24 protein-coding genes and 7 pseudogenes are annotated in these 21,682 nt (G+C 45.0%); 18 read left to right on the top strand and 13 right to left on the bottom strand.

Going from position 1 to position 21,682, the window contains the following annotated elements:
• Positions 1-129: 129 nt before the first annotated feature.
• Positions 130-1,545, top strand: coding sequence for a hypothetical protein (locus ACQE3Z_RS04310; protein WP_426972349.1), 1,416 nt, complete (start codon positions 130-132; stop codon positions 1,543-1,545).
• Between the two features lie 194 nt (positions 1,546-1,739).
• Here the strand turns inward: ACQE3Z_RS04310 and ACQE3Z_RS04305 are convergent.
• A pseudogene (locus ACQE3Z_RS04305) lies at positions 1,740-1,838 on the bottom strand (general stress protein); the annotation flags it as partial.
• Between the two features lie 250 nt (positions 1,839-2,088).
• Between ACQE3Z_RS04305 and ACQE3Z_RS04300 the strand changes: the two are divergent.
• Positions 2,089-2,349 carry a hypothetical protein gene (locus tag ACQE3Z_RS04300; RefSeq protein ID WP_085071486.1) on the top strand — a complete coding sequence of 87 codons (261 nt, stop codon included), beginning with the start codon at positions 2,089-2,091 and terminating at the stop codon, positions 2,347-2,349.
• Positions 2,350-2,705: 356 nt separating this feature from the next.
• On the opposite strand, the gene ACQE3Z_RS04295 is transcribed toward ACQE3Z_RS04300, so the two are convergent.
• The gene (locus ACQE3Z_RS04295; protein WP_426972348.1) at positions 2,706-3,239 is read right to left on the bottom strand and encodes a hypothetical protein; all 534 of its coding nucleotides are present in this window, start codon (positions 3,237-3,239) and stop codon (positions 2,706-2,708) included.
• Between the two features lie 519 nt (positions 3,240-3,758).
• Entirely contained in the window at positions 3,759-3,932 is a 174-nt protein-coding gene (locus ACQE3Z_RS04290; RefSeq protein WP_250650125.1) for a hypothetical protein, read from the bottom strand.
• A gap of 283 nt (positions 3,933-4,215) precedes the next feature.
• On the opposite strand from ACQE3Z_RS04290, the pseudogene ACQE3Z_RS04285 reads away from it, so the two are divergent.
• A pseudogene (locus ACQE3Z_RS04285) lies at positions 4,216-4,317 on the top strand (transposase); the annotation flags it as partial.
• On the opposite strand, the gene ACQE3Z_RS04280 reads toward ACQE3Z_RS04285, so the two are convergent.
• Genes ACQE3Z_RS04280 through ACQE3Z_RS04270 form a run of 3 tightly spaced genes read right to left on the bottom strand, consistent with a single transcriptional unit; the run spans position 4,317 to position 5,683 of the window.
• Positions 4,317-4,742 carry a cupin domain-containing protein gene (locus ACQE3Z_RS04280; protein ID WP_426972346.1) on the bottom strand — a complete coding sequence of 142 codons (426 nt, stop codon included), beginning with the start codon at positions 4,740-4,742 and terminating at the stop codon, positions 4,317-4,319. The pseudogene ACQE3Z_RS04285 and the gene ACQE3Z_RS04280 overlap by 1 nt on opposite strands.
• Positions 4,743-4,754: 12 nt before the next feature.
• Positions 4,755-5,387: a glutaredoxin 2 gene (gene grxB / locus ACQE3Z_RS04275; protein WP_426972344.1), complete on the bottom strand. Its 633-nt coding sequence runs from the start codon at positions 5,385-5,387 to the stop codon at positions 4,755-4,757.
• The gene (locus ACQE3Z_RS04270; protein ID WP_426972342.1) at positions 5,384-5,683 is read right to left on the bottom strand and encodes a putative quinol monooxygenase; all 300 of its coding nucleotides are present in this window, start codon (positions 5,681-5,683) and stop codon (positions 5,384-5,386) included. The genes grxB and ACQE3Z_RS04270 overlap by 4 nt, the downstream gene beginning before the upstream one ends.
• 99 nt (positions 5,684-5,782) lie before the next feature.
• Here ACQE3Z_RS04270 and ACQE3Z_RS04265 point away from each other — a divergent pair, with 99 nt between their 5' ends.
• Positions 5,783-6,373: a TetR/AcrR family transcriptional regulator gene (locus tag ACQE3Z_RS04265; protein ID WP_426972341.1), complete on the top strand. Its 591-nt coding sequence runs from the start codon at positions 5,783-5,785 to the stop codon at positions 6,371-6,373.
• Here the strand turns inward: ACQE3Z_RS04265 and ACQE3Z_RS04260 are convergent.
• The 4 genes and pseudogenes from ACQE3Z_RS04260 to ACQE3Z_RS04245 form a co-directional block, all read right to left on the bottom strand.
• Positions 6,370-7,902: pseudogene (locus ACQE3Z_RS04260) on the bottom strand (Tn3 family transposase); the annotation flags it as partial. The gene ACQE3Z_RS04265 and the pseudogene ACQE3Z_RS04260 sit on opposite strands and share 4 nt — an antisense overlap.
• A 33-nt stretch (positions 7,903-7,935) precedes the next feature.
• A pseudogene (locus ACQE3Z_RS04255) lies at positions 7,936-8,184 on the bottom strand (transposase); the annotation flags it as partial.
• Between the two features lie 43 nt (positions 8,185-8,227).
• On the bottom strand, positions 8,228-8,548 hold the full coding sequence (locus ACQE3Z_RS04250; protein WP_426972339.1) for a DUF1493 family protein: 321 nt from the start codon (positions 8,546-8,548) through the stop codon (positions 8,228-8,230).
• Between the two features lie 11 nt (positions 8,549-8,559).
• Complete coding sequence (locus ACQE3Z_RS04245) at positions 8,560-9,000, bottom strand: STM2901 family protein (RefSeq protein ID WP_426972337.1); 441 nt, start codon at positions 8,998-9,000, stop codon at positions 8,560-8,562.
• 96 nt (positions 9,001-9,096) lie between these two features.
• On the opposite strand from ACQE3Z_RS04245, the pseudogene ACQE3Z_RS04240 reads away from it, so the two are divergent.
• Positions 9,097-9,285, top strand: a pseudogene (locus ACQE3Z_RS04240) (phage tail protein); the annotation flags it as partial.
• Between the two features lie 41 nt (positions 9,286-9,326).
• A pseudogene (locus ACQE3Z_RS04235) lies at positions 9,327-10,078 on the top strand (contractile injection system protein, VgrG/Pvc8 family); the annotation flags it as partial.
• 121 nt (positions 10,079-10,199) lie between these two features.
• Here the strand turns inward: ACQE3Z_RS04235 and ACQE3Z_RS04230 are convergent.
• Positions 10,200-10,487: a hypothetical protein gene (locus ACQE3Z_RS04230; protein ID WP_426972335.1), complete on the bottom strand. Its 288-nt coding sequence runs from the start codon at positions 10,485-10,487 to the stop codon at positions 10,200-10,202.
• A gap of 59 nt (positions 10,488-10,546) precedes the next feature.
• On the opposite strand from ACQE3Z_RS04230, the pseudogene ACQE3Z_RS04225 reads away from it, so the two are divergent.
• Positions 10,547-10,741 (top strand): annotated as a pseudogene (locus ACQE3Z_RS04225) (tyrosine-type recombinase/integrase); the annotation flags it as partial.
• Positions 10,742-10,957: 216 nt separating this feature from the next.
• Here ACQE3Z_RS04225 and ACQE3Z_RS04220 read toward each other — a convergent pair.
• Together ACQE3Z_RS04220 and ACQE3Z_RS04215 are read right to left on the bottom strand one after the other, a co-directional pair.
• Positions 10,958-12,166: an HNH endonuclease gene (locus tag ACQE3Z_RS04220; RefSeq protein WP_426972333.1), complete on the bottom strand. Its 1,209-nt coding sequence runs from the start codon at positions 12,164-12,166 to the stop codon at positions 10,958-10,960.
• 115 nt (positions 12,167-12,281) lie between these two features.
• Positions 12,282-13,124 carry a phage repressor protein CI gene (locus ACQE3Z_RS04215; RefSeq protein WP_426973057.1) on the bottom strand — a complete coding sequence of 281 codons (843 nt, stop codon included), beginning with the start codon at positions 13,122-13,124 and terminating at the stop codon, positions 12,282-12,284.
• A gap of 114 nt (positions 13,125-13,238) precedes the next feature.
• Between ACQE3Z_RS04215 and ACQE3Z_RS04210 the strand changes: the two genes are divergently transcribed.
• The 11 genes from ACQE3Z_RS04210 to ACQE3Z_RS04160 all read left to right on the top strand — a co-directional run bounded on the left by ACQE3Z_RS04210 (position 13,239) and on the right by ACQE3Z_RS04160 (position 21,360).
• The gene (locus tag ACQE3Z_RS04210) at positions 13,239-13,640 is read left to right on the top strand and encodes a hypothetical protein (RefSeq protein ID WP_426972332.1); all 402 of its coding nucleotides are present in this window, start codon (positions 13,239-13,241) and stop codon (positions 13,638-13,640) included.
• 31 nt (positions 13,641-13,671) lie between these two features.
• Positions 13,672-14,181, top strand: a complete 510-nt coding sequence (locus tag ACQE3Z_RS04205; RefSeq protein WP_426972330.1) for a phage regulatory CII family protein — start codon at positions 13,672-13,674, stop codon at positions 14,179-14,181.
• Positions 14,182-14,188: 7 nt separating this feature from the next.
• Entirely contained in the window at positions 14,189-14,383 is a 195-nt protein-coding gene (locus ACQE3Z_RS04200; RefSeq protein WP_426972329.1) for a phage filamentation protein Fil family protein, read from the top strand.
• 49 nt (positions 14,384-14,432) lie between these two features.
• Positions 14,433-14,759, top strand: a complete 327-nt coding sequence (locus ACQE3Z_RS04195) for a hypothetical protein (RefSeq protein ID WP_426973055.1) — start codon at positions 14,433-14,435, stop codon at positions 14,757-14,759.
• 69 nt (positions 14,760-14,828) lie between these two features.
• On the top strand, positions 14,829-15,056 hold the full coding sequence (locus tag ACQE3Z_RS04190) for a DUF2732 family protein (protein WP_426972327.1): 228 nt from the start codon (positions 14,829-14,831) through the stop codon (positions 15,054-15,056).
• A complete protein-coding gene (locus tag ACQE3Z_RS04185; RefSeq protein WP_426972325.1) occupies positions 15,056-15,280 on the top strand; it encodes a TraR/DksA family transcriptional regulator in 225 nt (74 codons plus the stop codon). The genes ACQE3Z_RS04190 and ACQE3Z_RS04185 overlap by 1 nt, the downstream gene beginning before the upstream one ends.
• Positions 15,280-17,514, top strand: coding sequence for a replication endonuclease (locus ACQE3Z_RS04180; RefSeq protein ID WP_426972323.1), 2,235 nt, complete (start codon positions 15,280-15,282; stop codon positions 17,512-17,514). Before ACQE3Z_RS04185 ends, ACQE3Z_RS04180 begins: the two co-directional genes overlap by 1 nt.
• Before the next feature lie 109 nt (positions 17,515-17,623).
• Entirely contained in the window at positions 17,624-17,803 is a 180-nt protein-coding gene (locus ACQE3Z_RS04175; protein WP_084970531.1) for a hypothetical protein, read from the top strand.
• 595 nt (positions 17,804-18,398) lie between these two features.
• Positions 18,399-19,490 carry a hypothetical protein gene (locus ACQE3Z_RS04170; RefSeq protein ID WP_426972321.1) on the top strand — a complete coding sequence of 364 codons (1,092 nt, stop codon included), beginning with the start codon at positions 18,399-18,401 and terminating at the stop codon, positions 19,488-19,490.
• Entirely contained in the window at positions 19,487-20,725 is a 1,239-nt protein-coding gene (locus tag ACQE3Z_RS04165; protein WP_426972320.1) for a hypothetical protein, read from the top strand. The genes ACQE3Z_RS04170 and ACQE3Z_RS04165 overlap by 4 nt, the downstream gene beginning before the upstream one ends.
• Positions 20,722-21,360 carry a hypothetical protein gene (locus tag ACQE3Z_RS04160; RefSeq protein WP_426972318.1) on the top strand — a complete coding sequence of 213 codons (639 nt, stop codon included), beginning with the start codon at positions 20,722-20,724 and terminating at the stop codon, positions 21,358-21,360. Before ACQE3Z_RS04165 ends, ACQE3Z_RS04160 begins: the two co-directional genes overlap by 4 nt.
• Positions 21,361-21,682 lie beyond the last annotated feature (322 nt).

Here is a 21,682-nt window from a genome sequence, read left to right as displayed (position 1 = left end):
TCTTTTACCCGGATCATTACCCAAACATAAGTAATGCTGATAAAAGCGCATTAATTACCCCCGTTATTTTCCCATAGATAATCGTCAGGCTCGTTACACTGAGCAAAACGATTAAAGGGGGATTGAACGTTGGCACAGGAACTGGTTTTTCTTAAAGAAATTAAGAGCTTATCTAAAAACATTGAAAGTAATGCAGAGCAAGCGGTTAATCAACTGGTGAAATGCCTGTCTGACCATCCCGCCTTTATCATGGATAATGAACCTACCATCAATCTGCTGAATAGCGTGGCAGCCGTGCTGGAAAGCGGGCTGGCGCAGACTGAAATAGGTTGCCTGAAAGAAGCGCTTTGGCATTACTGGTTAAATATTTTTCATCACCAAAAATTAGACATATTTTTCTTTGGTAATGAAGAACATGCCGGATATTTTTATCAATATCTGGATAAAAGCGCGCTGGGGAATTTTTACTTTATCAAATGCACCTTAACCGAACCGGTTTCTGCGGCAGCATTTCACCAGCAGCTTACTGAAAGCCAGCGGCCAATCATCATCTACGATCATGATGCGGCTAATATCCTCACGCTCCCTGAAGTTAATGCGGCCCTGCTCATTGCGGACTTTCAGGAAGTGATGTTCAACAAGGCGGCTCCCTTTTCATATAATGAAGATACTTTCATTGCTTATCTGCAGGAAAAGCATCTTCGTTTAATCAATAAAGATCCGGCGACCTTAATTGTTGGCAACTCTTATTGCTATCATGCATTCCCTCAAAAAAACCTTCGTTCCGCTGTTAATCTGGCAATGCACAGTATGGATATGAAACAGGCTCAGGCGATGATTGCGCATTACACTGTGAGAGGGAATGTTAAAGAGATCGTTATCATGTTTGGTATGTTTGATCTCTTTTATGAACTGGCCAAAACCAGAGCGGAAGAGAATATCCGTGTTGTAAATATTCTTAGTCATTACAATCAGTTAAACAATATTATCCCTCACCATAAAACTAGACAGCCGTTTGTTGATCGCACGGCTTGCGAATGGGCTGCGGAAATCATTCCTTTCCAAATGAATGTTCCCGCTCTCAACAATATTCATCAAAAACTGGACTGTGCTGAAACCCTGGCAAAATGCCATGATTTTTGGGAGCAGAGAAAAGAAGATGCCGCTTTTCTGGATGAAAGCGAGGCTCCAGTCAGCAGCGCAGCACGAGCAAAATTACACAGTAAAAATTATAAATATAAGCTTAGCCAGCAAGCGAACATGCGCTTACTGCTGGAGATAGCGGAACAAACTAAAAAAAGTGGCATAACCGTTCACTACGTCATCCCGCCTTTTCCTGCTGCCTACCGTGAACATATGCATCAGGGAATGTTGCAGGAAAACCGGACGTTTTTGGACAGCCTGTGTGGTGATGGTTTTGTTCTGCACGATCTTTCCGCGCATCAGGATTTTGATCGCATTGATTTCCTTGATGGCGATCATATTAATTATACCGGTGCCCTTAAAATTATTAAGGTGCTGGAGAATGCAGGCGTTGCACTATAGGTTAACGCATTGATAACTATTACATATTTCTATAGCGTAAATCAGGCTGCCATCTATACGCAATCTCTGTTTCAGGGAATTCTCCCCTACGGCTTCAGCGTGTAAACGGATTTTTCGCTCAGGACGCACCGGCCTGAAAAGTTATAGCCCCAACCTGTACCGTTGGGGCTGGCAGTTAAAAGAACACGGGTATCCTTTCGTCCACCGCCGTGGCTATGTTCCCCACCTTTTTTACCTGCCTCTGAAGCTTTTTCGCGGTTATTTGCAAAGTGACCGCAACCTCCACAATGTTTCCTCCTGAACATTTTGTCATTGGATTTATAGCCGCAGGCAGGTAATAAGCAGACAGTCAGTCGGTACGCGACGAAAAATAAGGATGTAATTCACCACGTCGCATCGATAGCAAGAGGCGTCTTATACGTCTGTTGCTACGCTAAATGCTTGCCCCAAACAACCCTTTAATCAGGCTATTCCGGCATTTGATAAGCGTTGCGCTACAATTTCTTCAAGACTCGTACAAATCTATCAGCAAGAGGAAGGGGTATGCGTATTCAACATCTGTTGCTTTCCAGTGACGGTTATAACCGAATTATTGAAGCGGAAAAACTTGAAGACGAACTGGTTGTTCCGACCACATTGTCCTCTCCATCAGCGGGTCAGGGGGACAACGCTGCTGGCCACCGGGTTGTGGTAAAAAAGCATTACTGTAAAGGAAAGTACTATGCCGTTGCCCTTGACAGACATGCCGCCAGTAATGAGATCGATGATGTTATCGACCTGCTACAACCTGCCCCAATCGATTAACGAATTTAAAATTCGCAGCGTTCAGAGCATTGCTTTGAGCGCTGCTAAAAACCAGAAACCACTTGCCTCTTTCCTGCCGCTCTCGCTGTTTACTTCCGTGATTATCGCCACGCTAACAAGGATTATTAAAAGCGGTTTGTAAAGAAACAGCTAACTATCTGGCTTATTGATTTGTTCTGTCAGGTTTATGACAAAATTGCTTTAGATCAAAATATAAGATTCTAATTATTTAATAATGCTTCTGTAACGACAGGTGCCTTGCATCCCCTCCAGAGATAATGGATTTCCCTTAATGGAGGGTTATTTTTTCGTCTGATATTTTATAATTTCACTGACTTAACTCTCTTGCTCCCTGCTTAACAATCCCATCCCAGCTGCTCACGGACAAGCTTACGATAAGGCGTATTGATGCTAGCTGGAACTTTTTTCAGATAGTTTTGAGCATGCTGAAGCTTTTCTCCCTCAAGTAAGCCGAGATATTCCAGGATATCTTCAGCGCAAGGGATACGGCCTTCAAGACCAGAAAATCTTGGCGGCAGAGCCGTCCATATTACCGCATCCAGCTTTTGCGCTACGGCCCAGTTAGCCAGAACCCCGGTTGGCATGCTTTTCAGTAAAAATTTTCCTACGCCATCCTCACGAGAGTCAGGGATTTTTTCTCGTTCGCGCAGGGAGGAGACAGCATGCTGGAGGGTATTGGTATCCAGCAAAGCCCAGTAAACCTGTATAGGTGGAGCATTCATGCAGATGGCAGTAGCCAGTTCGCCCTGATCCCCTACACGGGAAAACTCAATTGGCATAACAGGACCGTCCGGGTTCCAGTCAAAAGCTAAAGGTAAATTTTCCGGCTTCCAAATAAGCGAACCCCAGGCAAGGCAGGCAATTTTCATTTTTTATTCCCCGTTTTTATTGTAATTAATATTTTGCCCGGTCAGGCTGAAAGGATGTTAAAAGGCTGGCACAACCACCGCGTCCCGGGTAAAAAACATTTTGTTTTTCTTTGATTTTATAAATATTTTTATACTTCAGATGAGTTTACTGGCGGCTCCTTTTTTGTTTATATTTTAAGCATAGGGTATGCTTAACAAAAAGCCAGCGCTAAAAATTTATATTGTAGAAATGAAATAATCACGTGAGCGATATTAGCTTAATGCATGATGTTGTAGCTGTTTTCACAGGCGTTAAGCTTGAGACCTTTTTCATATCATTGAAAAGAAAAACTATAAGATAATAAATGCTATGCATCAGACGCACCCACCGCAAGCGCCATACATTGCACCTCATGCCAGTTTGCTCATTTGCTACGCGTAACCACAGTTGAAACAGACGTGGCGTGGATGCAGAAAAGGCCCGTCAAAGCGAGCCTTACAGGATTTTGCCGTTATCTGTTCTCGTTACCAAGGCGCTTTTTAATTACCTGATGCAGTAGAATCATCATCGCGCGGAAACTTTTCGCATAAAGCAGTACTCATTTCTATAACCGCATCTACGAAGTTACCTGGTAACTCAATTTCCGGATGTTGACGCAGTACCTCAACCAGTACCGCTCCTACAAGTAAATCCTTTTTCAATGCCAAAGCCATAACCGTTTCCCGGTTTTCTGTAAAGGAGATGTGATCTATAGCACAGGATTTATAACCATGAATGAACGTCTCTGTATCTATTGTATACAGATGTAAAATCCCCAGCGAAGCAAGGAGCCTGTAACACAGAGTGCACGAGATGAATGAGAATCTGCCCTCTTCATTGCCAGAACATTTTATGATGTCGTGGGAGGCCTACAAAGCGAGGCCAGGCCATTCTGTAATCGCCACAGGTTTAACAGACACCTCAGAGTCATTTAAAATGACTTGAAGAGAGGTGCCCATGAGCGGTAAGCGTTCTCCCGAAGAGTTTAAAATTGAAGCAGTCAAACAGGTTGTTGATCGCGGTCATTCTGTTTCCAGCATTGCAACACGTCTCGATATCTAAGCTGGCTTATTATTTCTGGCCATGAACGTTCCTGCATTGCCATCACCAGGATCAACGAACGTAATATCTTCAGGGCTACGACGCGGGCTATCTAACGACAGGAAAATAACTGGTTCTTCCAGTAGAGTTGGCAGCGCGTGTACAACGTTACGCTCGAAAAACAGTAGGTGACCGGGAGCAAATTCAGCCTCATCACTGGGATCTTCCATCCAGAATGTGCCCCGTCCGGAAAGCACATAAAGGTACTCATCGCATTGCTGGTGAAAGTGCGGCTTTACGCCATGATAGGCACGAAAAACACGGCAGCTCGCTTCAGGTCTGTCAGTGAGATACTCGTCAGCCAGCATGCTGTCTGAATATTCCGGCAGCCGCCTGGCGATTTCAGCCAGTATGAAACGTGCGGAACGCGTCTGTTCTGGCATTTCATTTTCCTTCTATAACGCCTGGTTAAACAGCAAAGGAATCCCCGTCCGGGATTCCAGCCTGACAGCGTAGTCCCGAACAGCGGGGGGAAAAGAAAGTGCTTTTACGATGGACAAGCAGCGCAGCAGTGGCCACAGAACGATATCGTTGATATCAGGTTGCTGACGAAGCTGTAACAGCGGTACCAGAGCATGCAGTTTAGGCAGCATTTCATCAATGAGAGCAGACGTGCGGACTGTTAAAGCGGCCAGGTCACCAAAGGCTTTTTCTTCGCGCTGACGATAAGCCTCACGGGATTCCGGCGTGGACAGCTCGGGAAAATCACCCTGTGTGAAACGCGGAATGAACAGCTTAAGGGCAACAGGCCAAGCATCATTTATCCATGCCTCTGTTTCGGGCGTGACCTGACCCGAAAACGCCGTTGTGCCGGTTCCGTCAATATAACGCACAATATCCAGACTTTCTGTCATATGCGACCCGTCCTCTTTTTCCAGAATAGGTACCACCTTTTTGCCTACCAGACGAACAGGCGTATCCGCATCTTCCTCCATAATGATGGAAAGCGTCACAGGCTCATTATTCAGGGCGAACGCCATACGTGCCCGCGTGCAGAAGGGGCAATGATCGTAAACATAGAGCTTCATGCTGCGCCCCCGGCCAGCGGTTTCAGCGCGATAATTTCTGACGACTCAATATATTGTGGAAGCTCAGAAAACAGAGCCTGAATATGCGGCGCATTCAGATGGCGATCGAGCAATGCCTGACTTTGCCACTCTTCCGTCCAGATAAAACGACCCGCATCCTTCGTATCAAGATTGAGCTGGTAACTGATGCAACCTTCTTCAGCAAGCGTGGTATCAATAACCGAACGAAACAGTTTTTCAACCGTGGTTTCGGTGCCGGGCTTTACGCGAAAAATAGCAATTACGGGAACAGTCATGATCTACCTTCTTAGGTTACTGGCTAATAACTTACTTAAAAGTAACCATTAAGCTGACAGGACGCAACAATTTTGTTATCTTCCAGCAGCAGAGGAAAAATGATGGTTAATATGTCGAAAAGGGCTGAGCGCGCCGCTCATACACAGGCGAAACTCCGCAAAGCGGCTATAAAGGTCTTTGCGCGGAAAGGTTTTCACGAAACAAAAATCAGCGACATCGTGGCTGAAGCAGGCGTAAGCCAGCCGGCTTTTTATCTGTACCATGACAGTAAGGAAGCGCTTTTTGAAACGCTGGTCAGCGAGTTTCGCAGTGAACTGCGCGAAGCAACCCGTCAGTGCCTGATTTCTCCCGGACTTAACCCGGATCTTCTGTATGAAGATTTACGTCAGAGCTTTATGCGCTTTCTGACCGTACTGTGCAGAGACCGTGATTTAACAGAGATGAGTTTTTTTCAGACTTTCAGTGGTGAGGCTACAAAGGTACAGATGCTCGAATGGATTGCTCTGAACATGGAGCGGGAGCAGCAGGCAGGTATTCTGCGTGGCGATATCTCCGTCCGTTATCAGGCAAGACTGGTTCTGGGAATACTCGACCAGATGTCCCGCATTGCCGAGCGTGACCAGGACGTTGAGGAACTGGCGGGAGTTTGTGCCAGGCTTTTTTGTGACGCTCTTGCATCGAAACACTAATAGGGGTCCGCCTGGAAAAGGGAAATCATCCCATGCCAAGACTGTTTTTTGTACAATGCGGTATCGACTGTGCGTAATGCGCGGTATTTTCCGGACCCTAACTTAATATTATTACGCCAGACGTAATCGCCACTCAGATTGATATGTTCCCAGCCCAGGTGAGAAAGATGAGATACCAGTTGATCATTAATCGGAATACCTTTTCGTTTCAGTGACTCAATGGCTCTTTCTATATATACCGTGTTCCATAATGTGATTGCCGCAGTCAGTAACGTCAGTCCACTGGCGCGGTAGCTCTGATTCTCCAGCCCACGATCCCTGATTTCACCCAGCCGGTGCATAAACACCGCTCGCGCAAGGGCATTACGGGCCTCCCCCTTATTCAGCCCTGCCTGTACGCGTCGGCGCAGACCGGAATCACGAAACCAGTCCAGCATAAACAGTGTCCGCTCGATGCGGCCAATCTCTCTCAGCGCTTTGGCAAGTCCATTCTGTTTTGGGTAACTGGCTAACTTTTTAATCATCAGCGATGTGGTGACAGTCCCTTGTTTAATCGAGGTTGCCAGGCGTAATACCTCATCCCAGTGCGCCTCAATGTCTTTGATATTCAGGCTGGTTGTTGATATGACGGACTGAAGCCCCGGATAGCGCTCGGCCTTTCCATGAATAAACAGCCGCTTGTCATGAAGATCCCGGATCCTCGGCGCAAAAGCGAATCCCAGCAGATGCATCAAAGCGAAAACATGTTCAGTGAAACCTGCGGTATCGGTGTAATGCTCGGTAATTTCCAGATCGCTTTCATCATACAGCAGACCATCAAGCACATGGGTTGAGTCGCGCACCCGGCTGATCACTTTGGCGTAGAACGGGCTATATTGGTCTGTGATATGCGTATAAATATGCACGCCCGGCTCGTGACCATACCCAAGGTTGACCTGACCCGCATAACGCCCGTGACTGCCTACCCGAAAGTTTTGCCCATCTGACGACGATGTTGTACCGTCGCCCCAGAATGCAGCCAGAGGTCGCGCTTTCTGAGCGTTGACCAGCTCGGCCAGTGCCGCTGAATAGGTTTCATCCCAGATGTACCATGCCTGAATACCTTCGAGTGACGATTTTGTTGCCCCCGGGCAGGGCTCCGCCATTTTTGTCAGCCCCAGATTGATGCCGTCGGCCAGAATAGTGGTCAGCAACAGTCTTCCGTCTTTTGGTCTGACGTTATTATTTTTGAGGTGTGAGAAGTGACGCGTAAACCCCGTCCAGTTGTCCACTTCTTCCAGTCTCTCCGTAATTTTCGGATGAGGAAGCATGCCATAAACCAAATCGGCAAAGGGGGAAGCACCCGAAGGAACACTGTTCTCCAGCGGAGTGATTTTTACGCCTTTATCTGAGATATCAACATCGGGCAAATCACCGGCAAGAGCCATCGCGTTAACTTCTTCCAGACGCGATGCAAGAAGCGTCATACGGGCCTGAAGGTATGCCCGGCAATCGGTCTGAACGGTCAGTTGTAACTGGTCATTATGTCGGGATGTGTAGTGGTCAACTAAAACTGGCGTAGCCTTTTTTAGTATGTCGTTTTCCATTTCAACACGTTGTAGCTTTTTCTTCAGCTCGCGTATTTCGATTTGTTCCGGGGTTATGGGGGAGGCTTTTGGCGTTTTACCCTGACGTTCATCACACAACTGCTTTACCCATCGAGTCATGGTTGAAAGACCCACATCCATAGCACTGGCTGCATCTGCCACCGTGTAGTTCTGGTCAAGAACCAGTTGAGCGGATTCGCGTTTAAATTCTGCGCTGAAGCAACGTCAGAAACAAACCATACCCACCTGGCCTGAGAAATTGAGCAGCTTATTTGCCAGCATACAGCCAATATCCTGCTTCAGCAGAAGCTATCAACATACTGACCGTTAGCAGCTCCGGCTGATGATGGTCATTTTTTAAACAGGCCGGTAATATTGCATTAGGAAGAAAACGGATCCCGGCATTAGGAAAATAGCAGCGGAAATTAAAGCCCGTCATATCAACCTGACACTGTTCTACGTAATCCTCAAAAAAATCAAGCGCGTCCTCCGGTAACACCGTTTTTTTACCAGTGCTTAAAGATGCCTCATCAGGCATATCCCAGAAATGCTTTTTTAGAAGCGCCCGCACGCGTTCTGCTTTATCCATTTTGAATTTTCCTATCCTACGATCAGCCTGTAACGGTGTATGACATTCCGGGTTATCATTGCCAAATCATACGCGGTCAGAACCGCCCCTATCCAGGGCAACCAGCGGCCAATACAAGTTCCAACACTTGTGGGGTAGGCCCATTCTCCCCTGAGCATTTTTGCCCAGGTGATAGTCCTTCTTCCCTTCTTGAATCTCTGCCGGATCAACGTTCTGCTTGCCAGCGAAAGTGGACTTGTCCCTCTTGTCGCCATGCCAGCACCCAGTTTACTGCTTACAGGAATAACAAGGAGGCTGACCAGCATAGAGGCAATAGTCAGTATATCGATCGCATCACTGAACTGTTTTCTAAAATCATTCCTGTTTTTGCAAAGAAATTCATCCTGCCGCTGCTGTATTCCGCTGTCCAGATTTAGCCTGGCGATAAAATTTACCGGATTGATTGCATCCATCTCATCTGCCTGGTCAGCGACCAGCGAACCGTAACAGGATGCGCCCCCTGCCCTGAGCTGCCACTCTGAACGCACCCATAACATGGAGTGCATCAGATGTCTGATTATCATCATGGTGTCCGCGTCGTCGAGATCAACGACGGCACGCGCACCATTTCCACCGTCTCCAGGGCCATTGTCGGCATGGTCTGCACTGCAGAAGATGCCGATGCCACCGCCTTCCCGCTCAATGAACCGGAGCTGCTGACTAACGTCCTGTCGGCCATCGGCAAGGCGGGTAAAAAAGCACGCTGGCCGCCGAGCTGCAGGCCAGGCCAAACCCGTCTGCGGAATGTAACAAGCTGACGCCTGCCGTTGCGGCTGAATTCACGGGTATTGCGGTGCGCCATATCGACCAGACGCAGGAGACGGGCGCTAAATTTCTGACACGGCTTGCTTCGCTGCATGGCACGGTGGCGGCCATCAAGGCGGGGCGCCTGCTGTTTATCCGCCCCGGCGCGGGCGTGACCGTCAGCGGTAAACCGATCCCGCAGCTGCCCCTGACGCGCCAGGACGGCGACCGGCACAGCTTCAGCATTGCCGATCGTGGTACCTATACCGGCGTGACGTCCAGCAGGCTGCACACCAGAGACCCGAAGCTGAAAAGTTCAAGCTGCAGCGCAAGCCCAAAGAGCAGCACCTGCGTGCGCTGGAGCATCCCGCTGCAAAGAAAAAGAAAACTACGGCCACAAAGGAGCCGGAGGCCCGTGAGGGGGAATACCTGGCGGGCAGTGAAGATAATATCTTTGCGCTGACCACAGTTTACCTCACGAAGGCGGCTGCCATGCGCGCGGCAAAAGCGAAGTGGGAAAAACTGCAGCGCGGCGTCGCGGAGTTTTCGCTGACGCTGGCGATGGGCCGGGCTGACCTTTTCCCGGAGACGCCGGTCAGGGTGAGCGGCTTTAAATCCGTGATCGATGCGCAGCCCTGGCACATCAGTAAGGTAACGCACAGCCTGAGCGGCAACGTGTACACCACCACGCTGGATTTTGAGGTGCTGTTGTCCGATATAGGATATGAAGTAACAACAGGCAAGTAGAAAAATGAAGAGGATTAAGTAGTTCAGATAAGATTTAAATGGGATTTAGTAAGCGGCATCATACTTTATCTGATGCCGTCATACATGTGCGGCGCTTTTACATGCTGCCAAGTAAAATTACTCAGAGATCATACTCAGCAAGGAGTTCTTCTACTTGCTTGTTACCTGGATATTTTTTCTTAAGCTGTTCTTGCTGCCGGCGAGCCACCGTGCAATATTTATCTGCGCCTGCTTCAATTTCCTTTTGTCGGCTTTTGGGCAAAGAACTATCCCATTCACCTGCAAAATGCTGACACTCTTCAGCATTATCCTGAAAAGCTTTCACATCAGCCTGAAGTGACTCAGCCTGCACAGCGGAACAACTAACTGTCAGCAATAAGGTCGTTACCGCCATAATAATTTTTTTCATCTTATCTCCCATCCGATGACCAGCGGGGCTTGTCTCGGGCACCACCGTGGTATTTGATGATGAGCCACGTATTATCCTATACTTTCGCCAGCCACTTTATGATGGGCGGCGGTAATATTCGGGTGCTTCAGCGTATTCCCGGCCACTCAGATATCAGAGTCACTATGCGTTATGCGCATTTCACGCCAGGCCATCTGGAAGACGCCATTTATTTAAACCCGCTGCAAAGAATAAAAACCGCGTCCACAAACTGACTATAACGGGTCAACAGAGGGGGGATATAGAGTAGAACAGGATGCTGAGTGAGTCATTGATTTTTACATAAGTTAATGTTTTTGAATATTGGATGAAAAAAGACCGAATACTAATCACATTCAATATAATCAATCAGTTAGGGTGTGTTGTGGCGACATTTTGACTACATCGCCACAATTACTTATAATTTTTTGAAAGAAAAAATCAAATAAGTCTCATGAAAAATATTTTTCCCTATGCCATCTAAGGTAGGAGCAATTTTTAGGACTAATGGGGAACCTTCTTTTAATATCAATCCCTAACTTTTCCAAAACATCGCTGCCTTGTAATTGCTCCGAAACAATAATGCGGCCATTATCTTCAAAGCTTATTAAACCTCTATCAAAAAGTACGTCAATACTAGAGGATAATAGTAGACCATTTGCAGGATCTAATCTTTCCTGATTAGTAGAGTATTTCCAAGGTTTAATATGGCTTGCCCTTAATAAAACCTTGAGATCGATTCCAGTAACAATACATTTTTTATGCAGTGAAATGACATCTTTTCTAAACTTCCCTTGACCAATTCTCGCATCAACCAATTGCTGACGTTCAGTTATAGTAAGATCTTGATCTTGCTCAATAGCGGAAACATCCTCATCGATTTCATTTATTTCTTTTTCTATAACATTTGAATCATAAGAAGTTTTCTCAACAATTTCAAAACCCAACCCCTTCAAAATGTCAAAGCAGGGCGTCCCATTACCGCCAGAAAACTCATCAGAAAATAAAGGTCTACCTAATACTTTAGCTGCAGAAAAACCAAAAATCACTTTGGGAGCAAAAAAATTAAGACTATATTTTAGGTCATAAGTTGATGATTGTTGGTAATTATAAAGTGATTTCTTCAATGCTTTATAGTTATTTATAACATCAATAACATCATTTCTTTTCAGCTTACCAAGTAACTCATGGATGTCTTTTATTCTGTTATTAGAACCTTTTTCCAACTCAATTACTTTCCCATTAGATAGATAGACACCAGCTCTAGACAACAGAAAATTGGCTACGTAATCTGGAATCTCAGAACAGTAACCCTCTTGAGACTTGCCTTCATTAGTTATCGGGGAGTATTTAACCTTTTTATTATCGATTAAGTATTTTTTGTGTTCTAAAATTGATATATGTCTTCCTAAAGTAAAATGATTAAACTTCACCCTCCACATGTCGCCTTTTTCATCAGATTCATATATGACTGAACTATCTGCGAATCCTATATGATTAATAACCCCTCTGGAGCAGAAAAATAGCACATCCCCTTTTTTGATATCTTTAACTGACTCTCTAAAATAATTATATTTATCTAATGGCCGAGACTTGATATAACCATCTGCTAACTCTTCTTGCTGAGATTTTGGTTTTTGTGTAATCCAGAAATAGTTCATATACGTACCAGTTTGAAATGTAGTTGAAATGACATCGGTTAATTGAATTGCATCGCCTTGAAATTATCATCAATTAATATGAGCGAGATTAAGATTTTTCCATATCATTTTTCTTTTAGAAATTATATTCCATAGTTAGCACAACATTACCAGCTGCACTGACCTCTTCAATACCACAAATAAAGTTAGAAAATTTATTAGAAACGCTAATTTTCCGCCCCGGCAACATCGCAACATCATAAATGTCATACTTATCATCCACGCCAAGCAACCAGCGTCCATTACTAATGCTGGAAACACTCGCATCAATAATCCATGCTCCTGAGTTGCTTGAAATAAAGATTGGTTCAACAAGATCATGCGGGACGAAGCTTAAATCTCCTGCCCAACTACCTGCTTCTTGCAATACACCTGACATCAGATTTTTACGCGGAATCGCTGTGGCAGTATTTTCTTTGGCACTTTCACCCGGCTGCGTCCCCTTCCCCATAGCCAGCCACTGCAAAGGCACACCGGTATCGAGCGCGCAAGTCACCACCACATCCCCAGGAAAGTAATTTCTGCGCACCCAGGTGCTGACCGTACCAGATGAAATACCCAGCAGCTCGCAGAGCTGTTTTTGCAGAGTGAAGCCGTAAGCGTCCATTATGCGGCGCAGAACTGGCTTGCCGCCGTTTGAGGTAATCTCGGCATAGAGAGCTTCCCCTTTAGGGGTGTCAGGTACGCTATCTAAACTTGTTTTTGCAAGCTCACCAGTGACTAGCCACTGTAAGTCAGCACCTGTATCTAATGCGCATTTAATGATGGCATTACCAGGTACGCTATCACGCTGCGTCCAACCACTTATGTTATTGGCTGGGATGTTAAGCGCTGCTGCAAGGTCTTTCTGGGTATTTACGCCGTAAGAAGACATCAGTCTCTCTAGAATTTCGACGCTACCGCCCTTCCCTGAATTCATAGGAACACCATAAAATGACAAATAATCATTTACCAAATCGCTTTTACGATCTAAAGTGTCCTCACACCACATGAAACACCATAGAACAAAACGAACCAAAGGAGATACTGCGTTATGCATACTGAAAATGCAAACAGTGGAAATGCTTTTGACTTACTCCAGTCACCAGAGTTGATCGCTAACCTTGCTGCTGCGTTAATGCCTGCGCTTAGTGCAGCGGTCAACACTGCTGTTGAAAAGGCACTGGCACTCAATACCTCCGCCACCATGTCCAAAGAAGATTTCGCCGCAGCCAACGGCATTAGCAAGTCCGTGTTAGAGAAATGGATTGCTAATGGCGTCGTGCTTCTCGCCCCTACTCCAACCAGTACCGTTAAACGCACCGTGGAATGCAAAAAGACCGGCCAGACGCGTACTGACGTAATGGAAAAGCACGGCAATGCGCTGGTAAACGTCGCTGCATGGCGTGAAAAAAATCTGCAGCACGCTATCAACTGTCGCTACATCAAACGCTAACTTGATTTTGCAAGTTTCTAGGATTCGAATCATGTTTGATTATCAGGTCTCTAAACACCCTCACCTCGATAACGCCTGTCGGCAGTTTGCACAGAACCACAACCTGAGCCAGCTGGCTGGCAAAGTTGAGATGAAGCCACAGGTATTGCGTAACAAGCTGAATCCCGATCAGCCGCACCAGTTAACGTTAGCTGAGGTATTGCAGCTTACCGATATTACTGAAGACTCAACACTTGTTGATGGCCTGCTGGCACAGCTTCATTGTTTACCTTCTGTACCAGTGAACGAACTGGCAGCGGAAAAGCTGACGTCTTATGTGATGAATGCAACAGCTGCTGTTGGTCAGGTTGCCGCTGGCGCGGTATCAACCGAGCGTATGACCCAGTCACGCAAAAATGCTTTCGTCGATAGCGTTAATTCAGGTATTCGCTGCCTGACACTGGCGGCAATGGCCGTTCATGCTCGTATCCATACTAACCCGACGATGGCTTCTACGCTCGATGCTGTAAGCGGTCTCGGCGCTTCTATCGGTCTGAGCTGAGGTAACTATGGCCTTTTCAGTCGCACCACTTTTGAAGCGTCAGAGCCAATTGCCAGCGCACGGGCATGGCTGGATTACAGGTAAGAACGGTAAACGCTGGCATCCATGTCACGGTCAACAGCAACTACTGAATGAACTGACAACCCGGCCTCAAAACGTTATCGAACGCATGAAAGTTTTTATCGGAGGTTTCTGTGAGTAATGCAGCCCTCGCTGTACCACAAAAACACGCAACGGCACCTTTTACCGAAATTCGTCTGGTGCATGCGCGCGTGGATAAAGTCGAAAGAATGACATTTGACGAGTTTCGGAAAACGTGGCGACAGTTACTAAAAAACAACAGCAATCCGGCGCTGAACTATTTCAACCGTCAGAACGAAGAATTCAAGTTTTGTGTAATGACCCTGGCGAACCGTGATACGCCTGGCTCATTCAAGGTAGATGAAGTCGGCAAACCGTTTGAATATTTCGACGAAAGCCGCCGCGAACTTATCATCGTAGCAATGAACAAAATGGCGCGCTGGGGCCGAATCCTGCCACGTCAGTTTTCTATAGCAGACAGCTTTTTAGCTGAATAAATAACCCATTCGAAATTAATGGCGTAAACCCGCCGGGCATTCTTTTGCCTGAAATCTGGAGATAGATAAATGCGAAATATTGAAACCTATAAATATAACGAAGATGTGGAAAACATAACGGCGTTTTTAAACAACGCACGTATGGATGAGCGTAAAGGCCGCGCGCAGGTTGTTTCTGAACGCCTGGCTGAACTGGCTGCGCATATCAACCAACAGGGACTGAATGGTGTTGAAGCCGCTGAGCTGATCCGCCGCGAAGCCGAGCGTTACGACAACGAATCACGGGAGCTGCACTAATGGCTGACACTATGGATTTGGTACAGCAGCGCACTGAAGAAATGCTGGCGCGCAATATCGCAGCTGTTATCCGTCGACCGATACAGGTCAGTGCGTTTTTTTGTGATGACTGTGACACAGAAATCCCGGTAGCACGACGCCAGGCCATAACGGGTGTTACCCGTTGTGTTGCATGTCAGGAAGTGGCTGAACTTAAAAGCCGCCATTATCACGGCGGCCTCTGATGCATCAGGAATACGCCTACCCGTGGAACGCGCCACGGGAGGCCATCGCCAGTCCATACCCCACCTATGAAGAAATCCGCCGCCGCGATCAGCTGATCGCGGCGCTGCTGCACGCGCAGGAGTTACTGGAAAAACAGCCCGTGCTGGTACAGCTTGATGTTAAGCGACGCGTCAGTGAACTGGAGAAAACTTACGGTACAGCCCGTGCCAATGCGTACTTAGCAAAAACCTTTGTTGATCGCACATTGCCACGCGTTGAAAAAGTTAACGCGCAATACCGTCTCGGCGATATGAACACAGGAACCTTTGCCCTGCTAACCGGCAATGCCGGGGAGCATAAAGGCGCGGCGAGTGCTGCCGGCACGCTATGGGAGCTGATGCGCCGTTTTAACCGGCTGCCTGATATGGCCCGTGCCGATGTTGACCTGTTGGCTAGTGATATCGCCAATTTTATCCTAGCGGAAATGGCGCAGGCGCACGGTCAGGCCAGTGGCGAATCAGATTACAAATATACTCACCGTATTTATATGACCGCGGCGGCTATCACCCGCGAGTTGAGCCAGACGCCGCCGTTGTGGGATAAAGTTACCTCCCGCCTGTTTTGTCCGGAAGACGTTGCACCGGCCATCATGCGTATGCAAAACGAAAAGTGGTGGAAAGGACGTCTGCGCCGTGTTGCTGCCTCATGGCGTGAACATCTGCAGATCGCCCTGGCGAACGTCAGCAAAAAGCACACCCCTTATGCCAGTTCAATGACCGTTATTGAGTGGCGCGAACAGAAGCGCCGCACCCGTGAGTTTCTCAAGGGCATGGAGCTGGAAGACGAGGAAGGAAACCGTATCAGCCTGATTGAAAAATACGACGGCAGCGTTGCCAATCCGGCAATCCGCCGCTGTGAGCTGATGACCCGTATTCGCGGCTTTGAAAATATCTGCAACGAAATGGGCTTTGTCGGCGAATTCTATACGCTGACCGCGCCGGCCCGCTATCACGCAACGATTAAAACCGGACATCGCAACCGCAAATGGAACGGCGCCAGTCCGGCCGATACACAGCGTTATCTCTGCAGCGTGTGGCAAAAGATCCGCGCCAAACTTCATCGTGAAGATATTCGTATTTTTGGCATCCGTGTGGCTGAGCCGCATCATGATGCTACGCCGCACTGGCACATGCTGATGTTTATGCGCCCGGAAGATGTGGATCAGGTGCGTCGGGTAATACGCGATTACGCATACCAGCAGGACGCCGACGAGCTGACCACGGAAAAGGCCCGTAAAGCCCGCTTCCATGCTGAAGCGATCGATCCGGAGAAAGGCAGCGCGACAGGGTACGTCGCGAAATACATTTCTAAAAACATCGACGGGTACGCGCTGGACGGTGAGCTGGATGATGAAAGCGGTAAAGAACTTAAAGAAACCGCCGCCGCCGTTTCTGCCTGGGCGGCCCGCTGGCACATTCGTCAATTCCAGTTTGTAGGCGGTGCGCCGGTGACGGTTTATCGCGAGCTGCGCCGCATGGCCGACAGCGAAACCGCGCACGGCCTGAGCGTGGAGTTCGCCGCCGCACATGATGCCGCTGACGCCGGCGACTGGGCTGCCTATGTTAACGCTCAGGGCGGCCCGTTTGTACGCCGTGACGAGCTGGCCGTGCGCACCTGGTATCAGGCCAGCAATGAATGGAATGAATATGGCGAGGAGACAGTACGTATTAAAGGCGTTTACGCCGCATCTGTCGGTGAAGATACGCCAATCCTGACACGTCTGGCGCAGTGGAAGATCGTGCCGAAGCGCGCCGTTGATTTGGGTTTTGAATTTAGGGACGCGTCTGCGTCCCCTTGGAGTTCTGTCAATAACTGTACGGAGCCAAAACCTCATTCTGCCAACGGTGAAGCAGTTATTGATTTCTCAACTCCACCCAGCCGGGCAGAACGCCGCCGGTTATTGAACAGATTACGTGAAAATGCCCCATCTTCTGTTCGCAGAATGGCATCACCGCCAGGTAACCACGTCAAAGCACGAGAAGAACTTAAGGAAATAGTATTCGACGTTAATCGTGTATGGCTTACGGAGGGAGAAGTTACGCGAATGATGGCCGGTCATGCGATCAGAATCGGTAGCCGTGCTTACTGGAGCGATGCGACAGGCCGTCTGCGCTACGAGCGTAGCGTTAAATCTTCACCGCTTGAGCGCTTTAATTTGCTGGCTGTGAAGCATCGCAACAGCCTCAATGTATAAGAAATCGCCAGTCGGAATACTCTGAGCCATACGATTCTTTACGACCCGCGCTCATCATGATACTGTTTATACATACAGTACTCATTACAGGTAAGGAGCTAACAGGCTGATGGACATAGATAAAATTAGCGAGACAGTCGCACGTATTCAATTTATAGCCGATGTGTCATTGGTAGCGCACTGTGAAGAAAACGAATTGAAAATGGCTCTTTCAATGGTCAGTGACATGGCAAGAACGATTGATACATCCAGCCTGGAAGACCTGATTTTCTATCCTGCAAAACAATAATAAGTATTACTTCCCTCCCTTTTAGCCACCTTTCGCCGGTGGCTTTTTTTGGTTGCAATAAAACGCATGCAGCTGCGTGAATTCGCATGATCCACAGAGGATCGCTAAGCCCCTGCCCCGCCAGTACTGGCGCGCTTTGGCCGGCAACATGCAGCTGCATGAAAAACGATGCATAAAGCGGGCAGGCGTGGCGGGGATAGCATTGCGCGCGAGGGTAGTAACATGTATGAGCAGGCTACACAGGCAGCGTTGAGTTGGGCTATACAGGCAGCTTTGGGCTACATGCTGCAAGCCTGTGATTACAAGCGAAACGAAGAATAGACAGCAAAACGCAACTGAGCGTTTCTATTAGCGCCCGTTAAAATTTAGAAACGGATATTAGTTATTGTATGTCTTGCCATGAAACCCAGCAAACTTTTGACAAAAAAGATTAGTTTTTCCATAGTGAATGGGAATCACGGTAGTTAAATTTTTTATAAAAAACAATTAATTAGTATATATCAATAAGAAAAGTGCTGGTTTTTTTATTCATTTTGTGTGAATTTATTTATGATAGCATCAGTTTGATAAATCATAGATAAAGGGGAACTTTTTTATGGCTGAAACTAAAAATATCGATGCGGTTGCCGGATTAATTTCCAATAAAATTTTTAGGGAACTGAAATGGGAAATGAACCAAAATACCGATCTTAATTGGCCTTGCTGTACAGACTCACATCTTAAACATAATCAAAAAGAAAAAACGCACCCTACGGATGTCGTTTTTTTCTATAAGGATCCATATAGTGACATATATCAATACATTCAAACAGATCTTAAGTCTTATTCAAATAAAACCATAACAGACTCTCAATATGGGAAGTTACAGTCTACAATAAAAAGCTTAGCCCAACAGGTAGATTGTAGCGTTAGAAACCCTGCCTGGAAAAAGTTTTTCTTAAATGAGATCACGGAAAAATTTCAAGTGCATGGAATGCTTTTTGTATATAACCATGATAATGAATATGATAAAGAATTACTCAATAAGATTTCAAGTATTCTTAATTCCGAACTTAAATTCCCAAGCGATTCTTATATATTCATTTTAGATCCAATCACTATCAGATTTTTATTAAGCGTGACTGAAGATATAGCAAAGAGAAGAAATTATGAGGAATATCACGGTCAGTTGCCTGAAATTCTATGGGAAAAAATCCCTGAGTGGAATACTTGTGGTTTCTTTTATCCTGATAAACATAACAAAATAGCATCTAAAGACAGGCTATTGCCTGCAAGCCTAGAAATGATTACATCAGGAATGCTTTTTTTTCATTACAGCCATGATTTTCTCCGCGATAAAAATGGTAATAAAGCCACTAAAAAAATATTAAATATTTATTGGAAAGAAGAAATAATTAAAGAGGAACAGTTTGTTTTTTTAATTGAGTATATATTCAACTATCAATTACTAAACCAGTTCGATAAAATATTCATTGTCACCCCGTTTAGCTCAGCTTCTTCTATGTTTTTGAGAGACGCCATTATAACTTACTCTAATCTTTATTCATTTACACTTGATAAATTGAATAGATTAAGAGAGCAATTGCATAACATATCAATTGATATTACAACCTCCAACATTTTTCCTTTTAGAGTTATCAGCAAAGATGTAAAAAAGATTTGTGATTTTTCCGGAGAATCTAAATGAATAAATATCAGGCAACGCTATTTTCAACTGAAAGCGACATATATACTGCTCTGCAGTCAAATAAAGTTAAGCTATCAGATAATTCCATAAGAGAAATCGCATTTAATAGAGGGATTTTGTTTTCATCAAATCTTGAAAGAGATTCCTTGATTGAAAAAGTGTCTGAACTCCCATTTTCTTATTCCCATGTCACGTCAATACAGGACCGTCTCGCTACAAATACGAATCATGAAATATACTCTATTTTACGTATTTATGAAGGTTTTGATGTTAATAACCTTTATGATGTAGTAGAAAATGTCAAATCAGAAAGAAAAGATAAATTCAAAGAGGAGAGTATCACTCACAGTGGTGGCTTGGGAACATATATACTCGAAATAACCTATACAGAATATGACTTTAGAAGAGGTAAATTTCAACAAAAAAAATTGAATGGGGGAAAAATAATTTTTATTAAGTCTAAGCATTTCACATCTGTAAGGTTTACTCAAACAAAAAAAATAAAAAGTATCTTAGAGGACATTCTCAATTACTATAAGGCCAAAGTTTTAGATACAATTAACATACAGCATATCGATCTAGCCCATATTTCAGACCAAAATTTGAGAAACATGTTCGCTAAGCATCTCTATGATTTCGACAATAGATTCTCAGCCGACGGTTTTAATTACTTTGGCCTTGAAAAAGTTAGATTAAGCAGGATTAAAACTATTTTTGATGATGAAACAGATGAATTAAACAACAACTCTTCTGATTTTAACACAGATTCTGAGTGTGACGAAGAAGATGAAAGCTCGCAAGCAATGCTTACTAAAAGCGAGGAAAATAGAAAGGATGAACACAACAGAGTATTTAAACTGAATAATGCATCTTATGACGGGCATTCCTTAGTTGATGCTAAGCAGATCGAGGAGTTATGTAATGAGGGCTTCTACAGAAGCTTTATAAGATGGAAGTCTCGAGTAACCTTACTGAGTAATAATCCAATTGTTACGTTTGAAATAGGTTTTGAGGACAAGCATTTTTGTCGTGAGGTTAAGATAAAAATACTTCATAAACAGCACTCATATTCAGGGGATGATAAAGAAAAAATTGAACCTCATGAGTTTGATTTGATTATAAAATCATTAGAAGATAGAATATTTTATGCAAACGACTTGATTATTGAAGAGTTAGCACGACTCACATCAGCACCAATCAAAAGTATAAACAAAGAACCGGAGGCTGAGGAATGATAAAAGTTAAAGTGTTCCATACCGATGAACACCTGCTAAGAGACTCATCTCTTAGCAAAATTAACTCACAAGGTTATAATGATGAGGACGGATTTGGATTTTTAATCCAAGATAATCTTTCTGATTATTGCAAAGTTCAGTATATTGAAAAAAACACAATAGAAAGACAAATTGAAACACCACAAGGACAGTTAAGCATAATTCAAGAAGTAACATATTATAAATTCCTTTTCATCCTTAGATATAACTCTAACAATTCAATAATATTTTTAAATCCTCCAAGGAATATGAAATATGCTTCAGATATTGTTCGCGGTCTTATTCCCGAAGATTGTCATGTTAGCCAACTAAAATTGGATTTAAAGAATACCATTGAAAATATCAAAAAAATACACAAAGGAAAGTTAAAAAGCGCTACGCTAAGTAACATTCTCTATAATAATCAAACCCAAGCCAAAACCAAAATAAGCTCAACAGATGACTTATATGTTTTTTATTCTGAAAATTTCATGAGAACAATTGCTAAGGTTGATAGCGCTATTTTTGATATTAATGGTAAACTTTATGAGTTGACCGACTCAGGCCGAATTACATTTCAAGGTGATAGTATTGAGTCTATATTTGATCTCATCTAAAAAAAAGCCCTGAGGGATCAGGGTTTCTTCATTCCTAAAAAAACCAAAGCGCATCTCACTTCAGGTTACTTTTTAGCCGCATGGTAATCATTACTATCCATTTCGCAAAGCACTTATGGATAAAAACCCATCCGATAAGGCTTAATTATGCAGACATTTGCATTAATTAGCTGCCCATATGCTTTATTACCTTCATCCTATATGAAGATGTCCGATGTTGCGTTAGTTTTTACCTTTTATGTCTATTAAATTGTTCCTGATTAAAATGATATTTTCTTCCACTATACATAATTTTGAGTAGAAGTTATCTTAATGCGCTACG

Source organism: Pantoea sp. FN0307 (genome assembly GCF_050113815.1).
Classification (GTDB): Bacteria; Pseudomonadota; Gammaproteobacteria; order Enterobacterales; family Enterobacteriaceae; genus Mixta; species Mixta alhagi.
The sequence above is the reverse complement of the archived record's forward strand: the minus strand, read 5'-3'. Positions and strand labels throughout refer to the sequence as shown.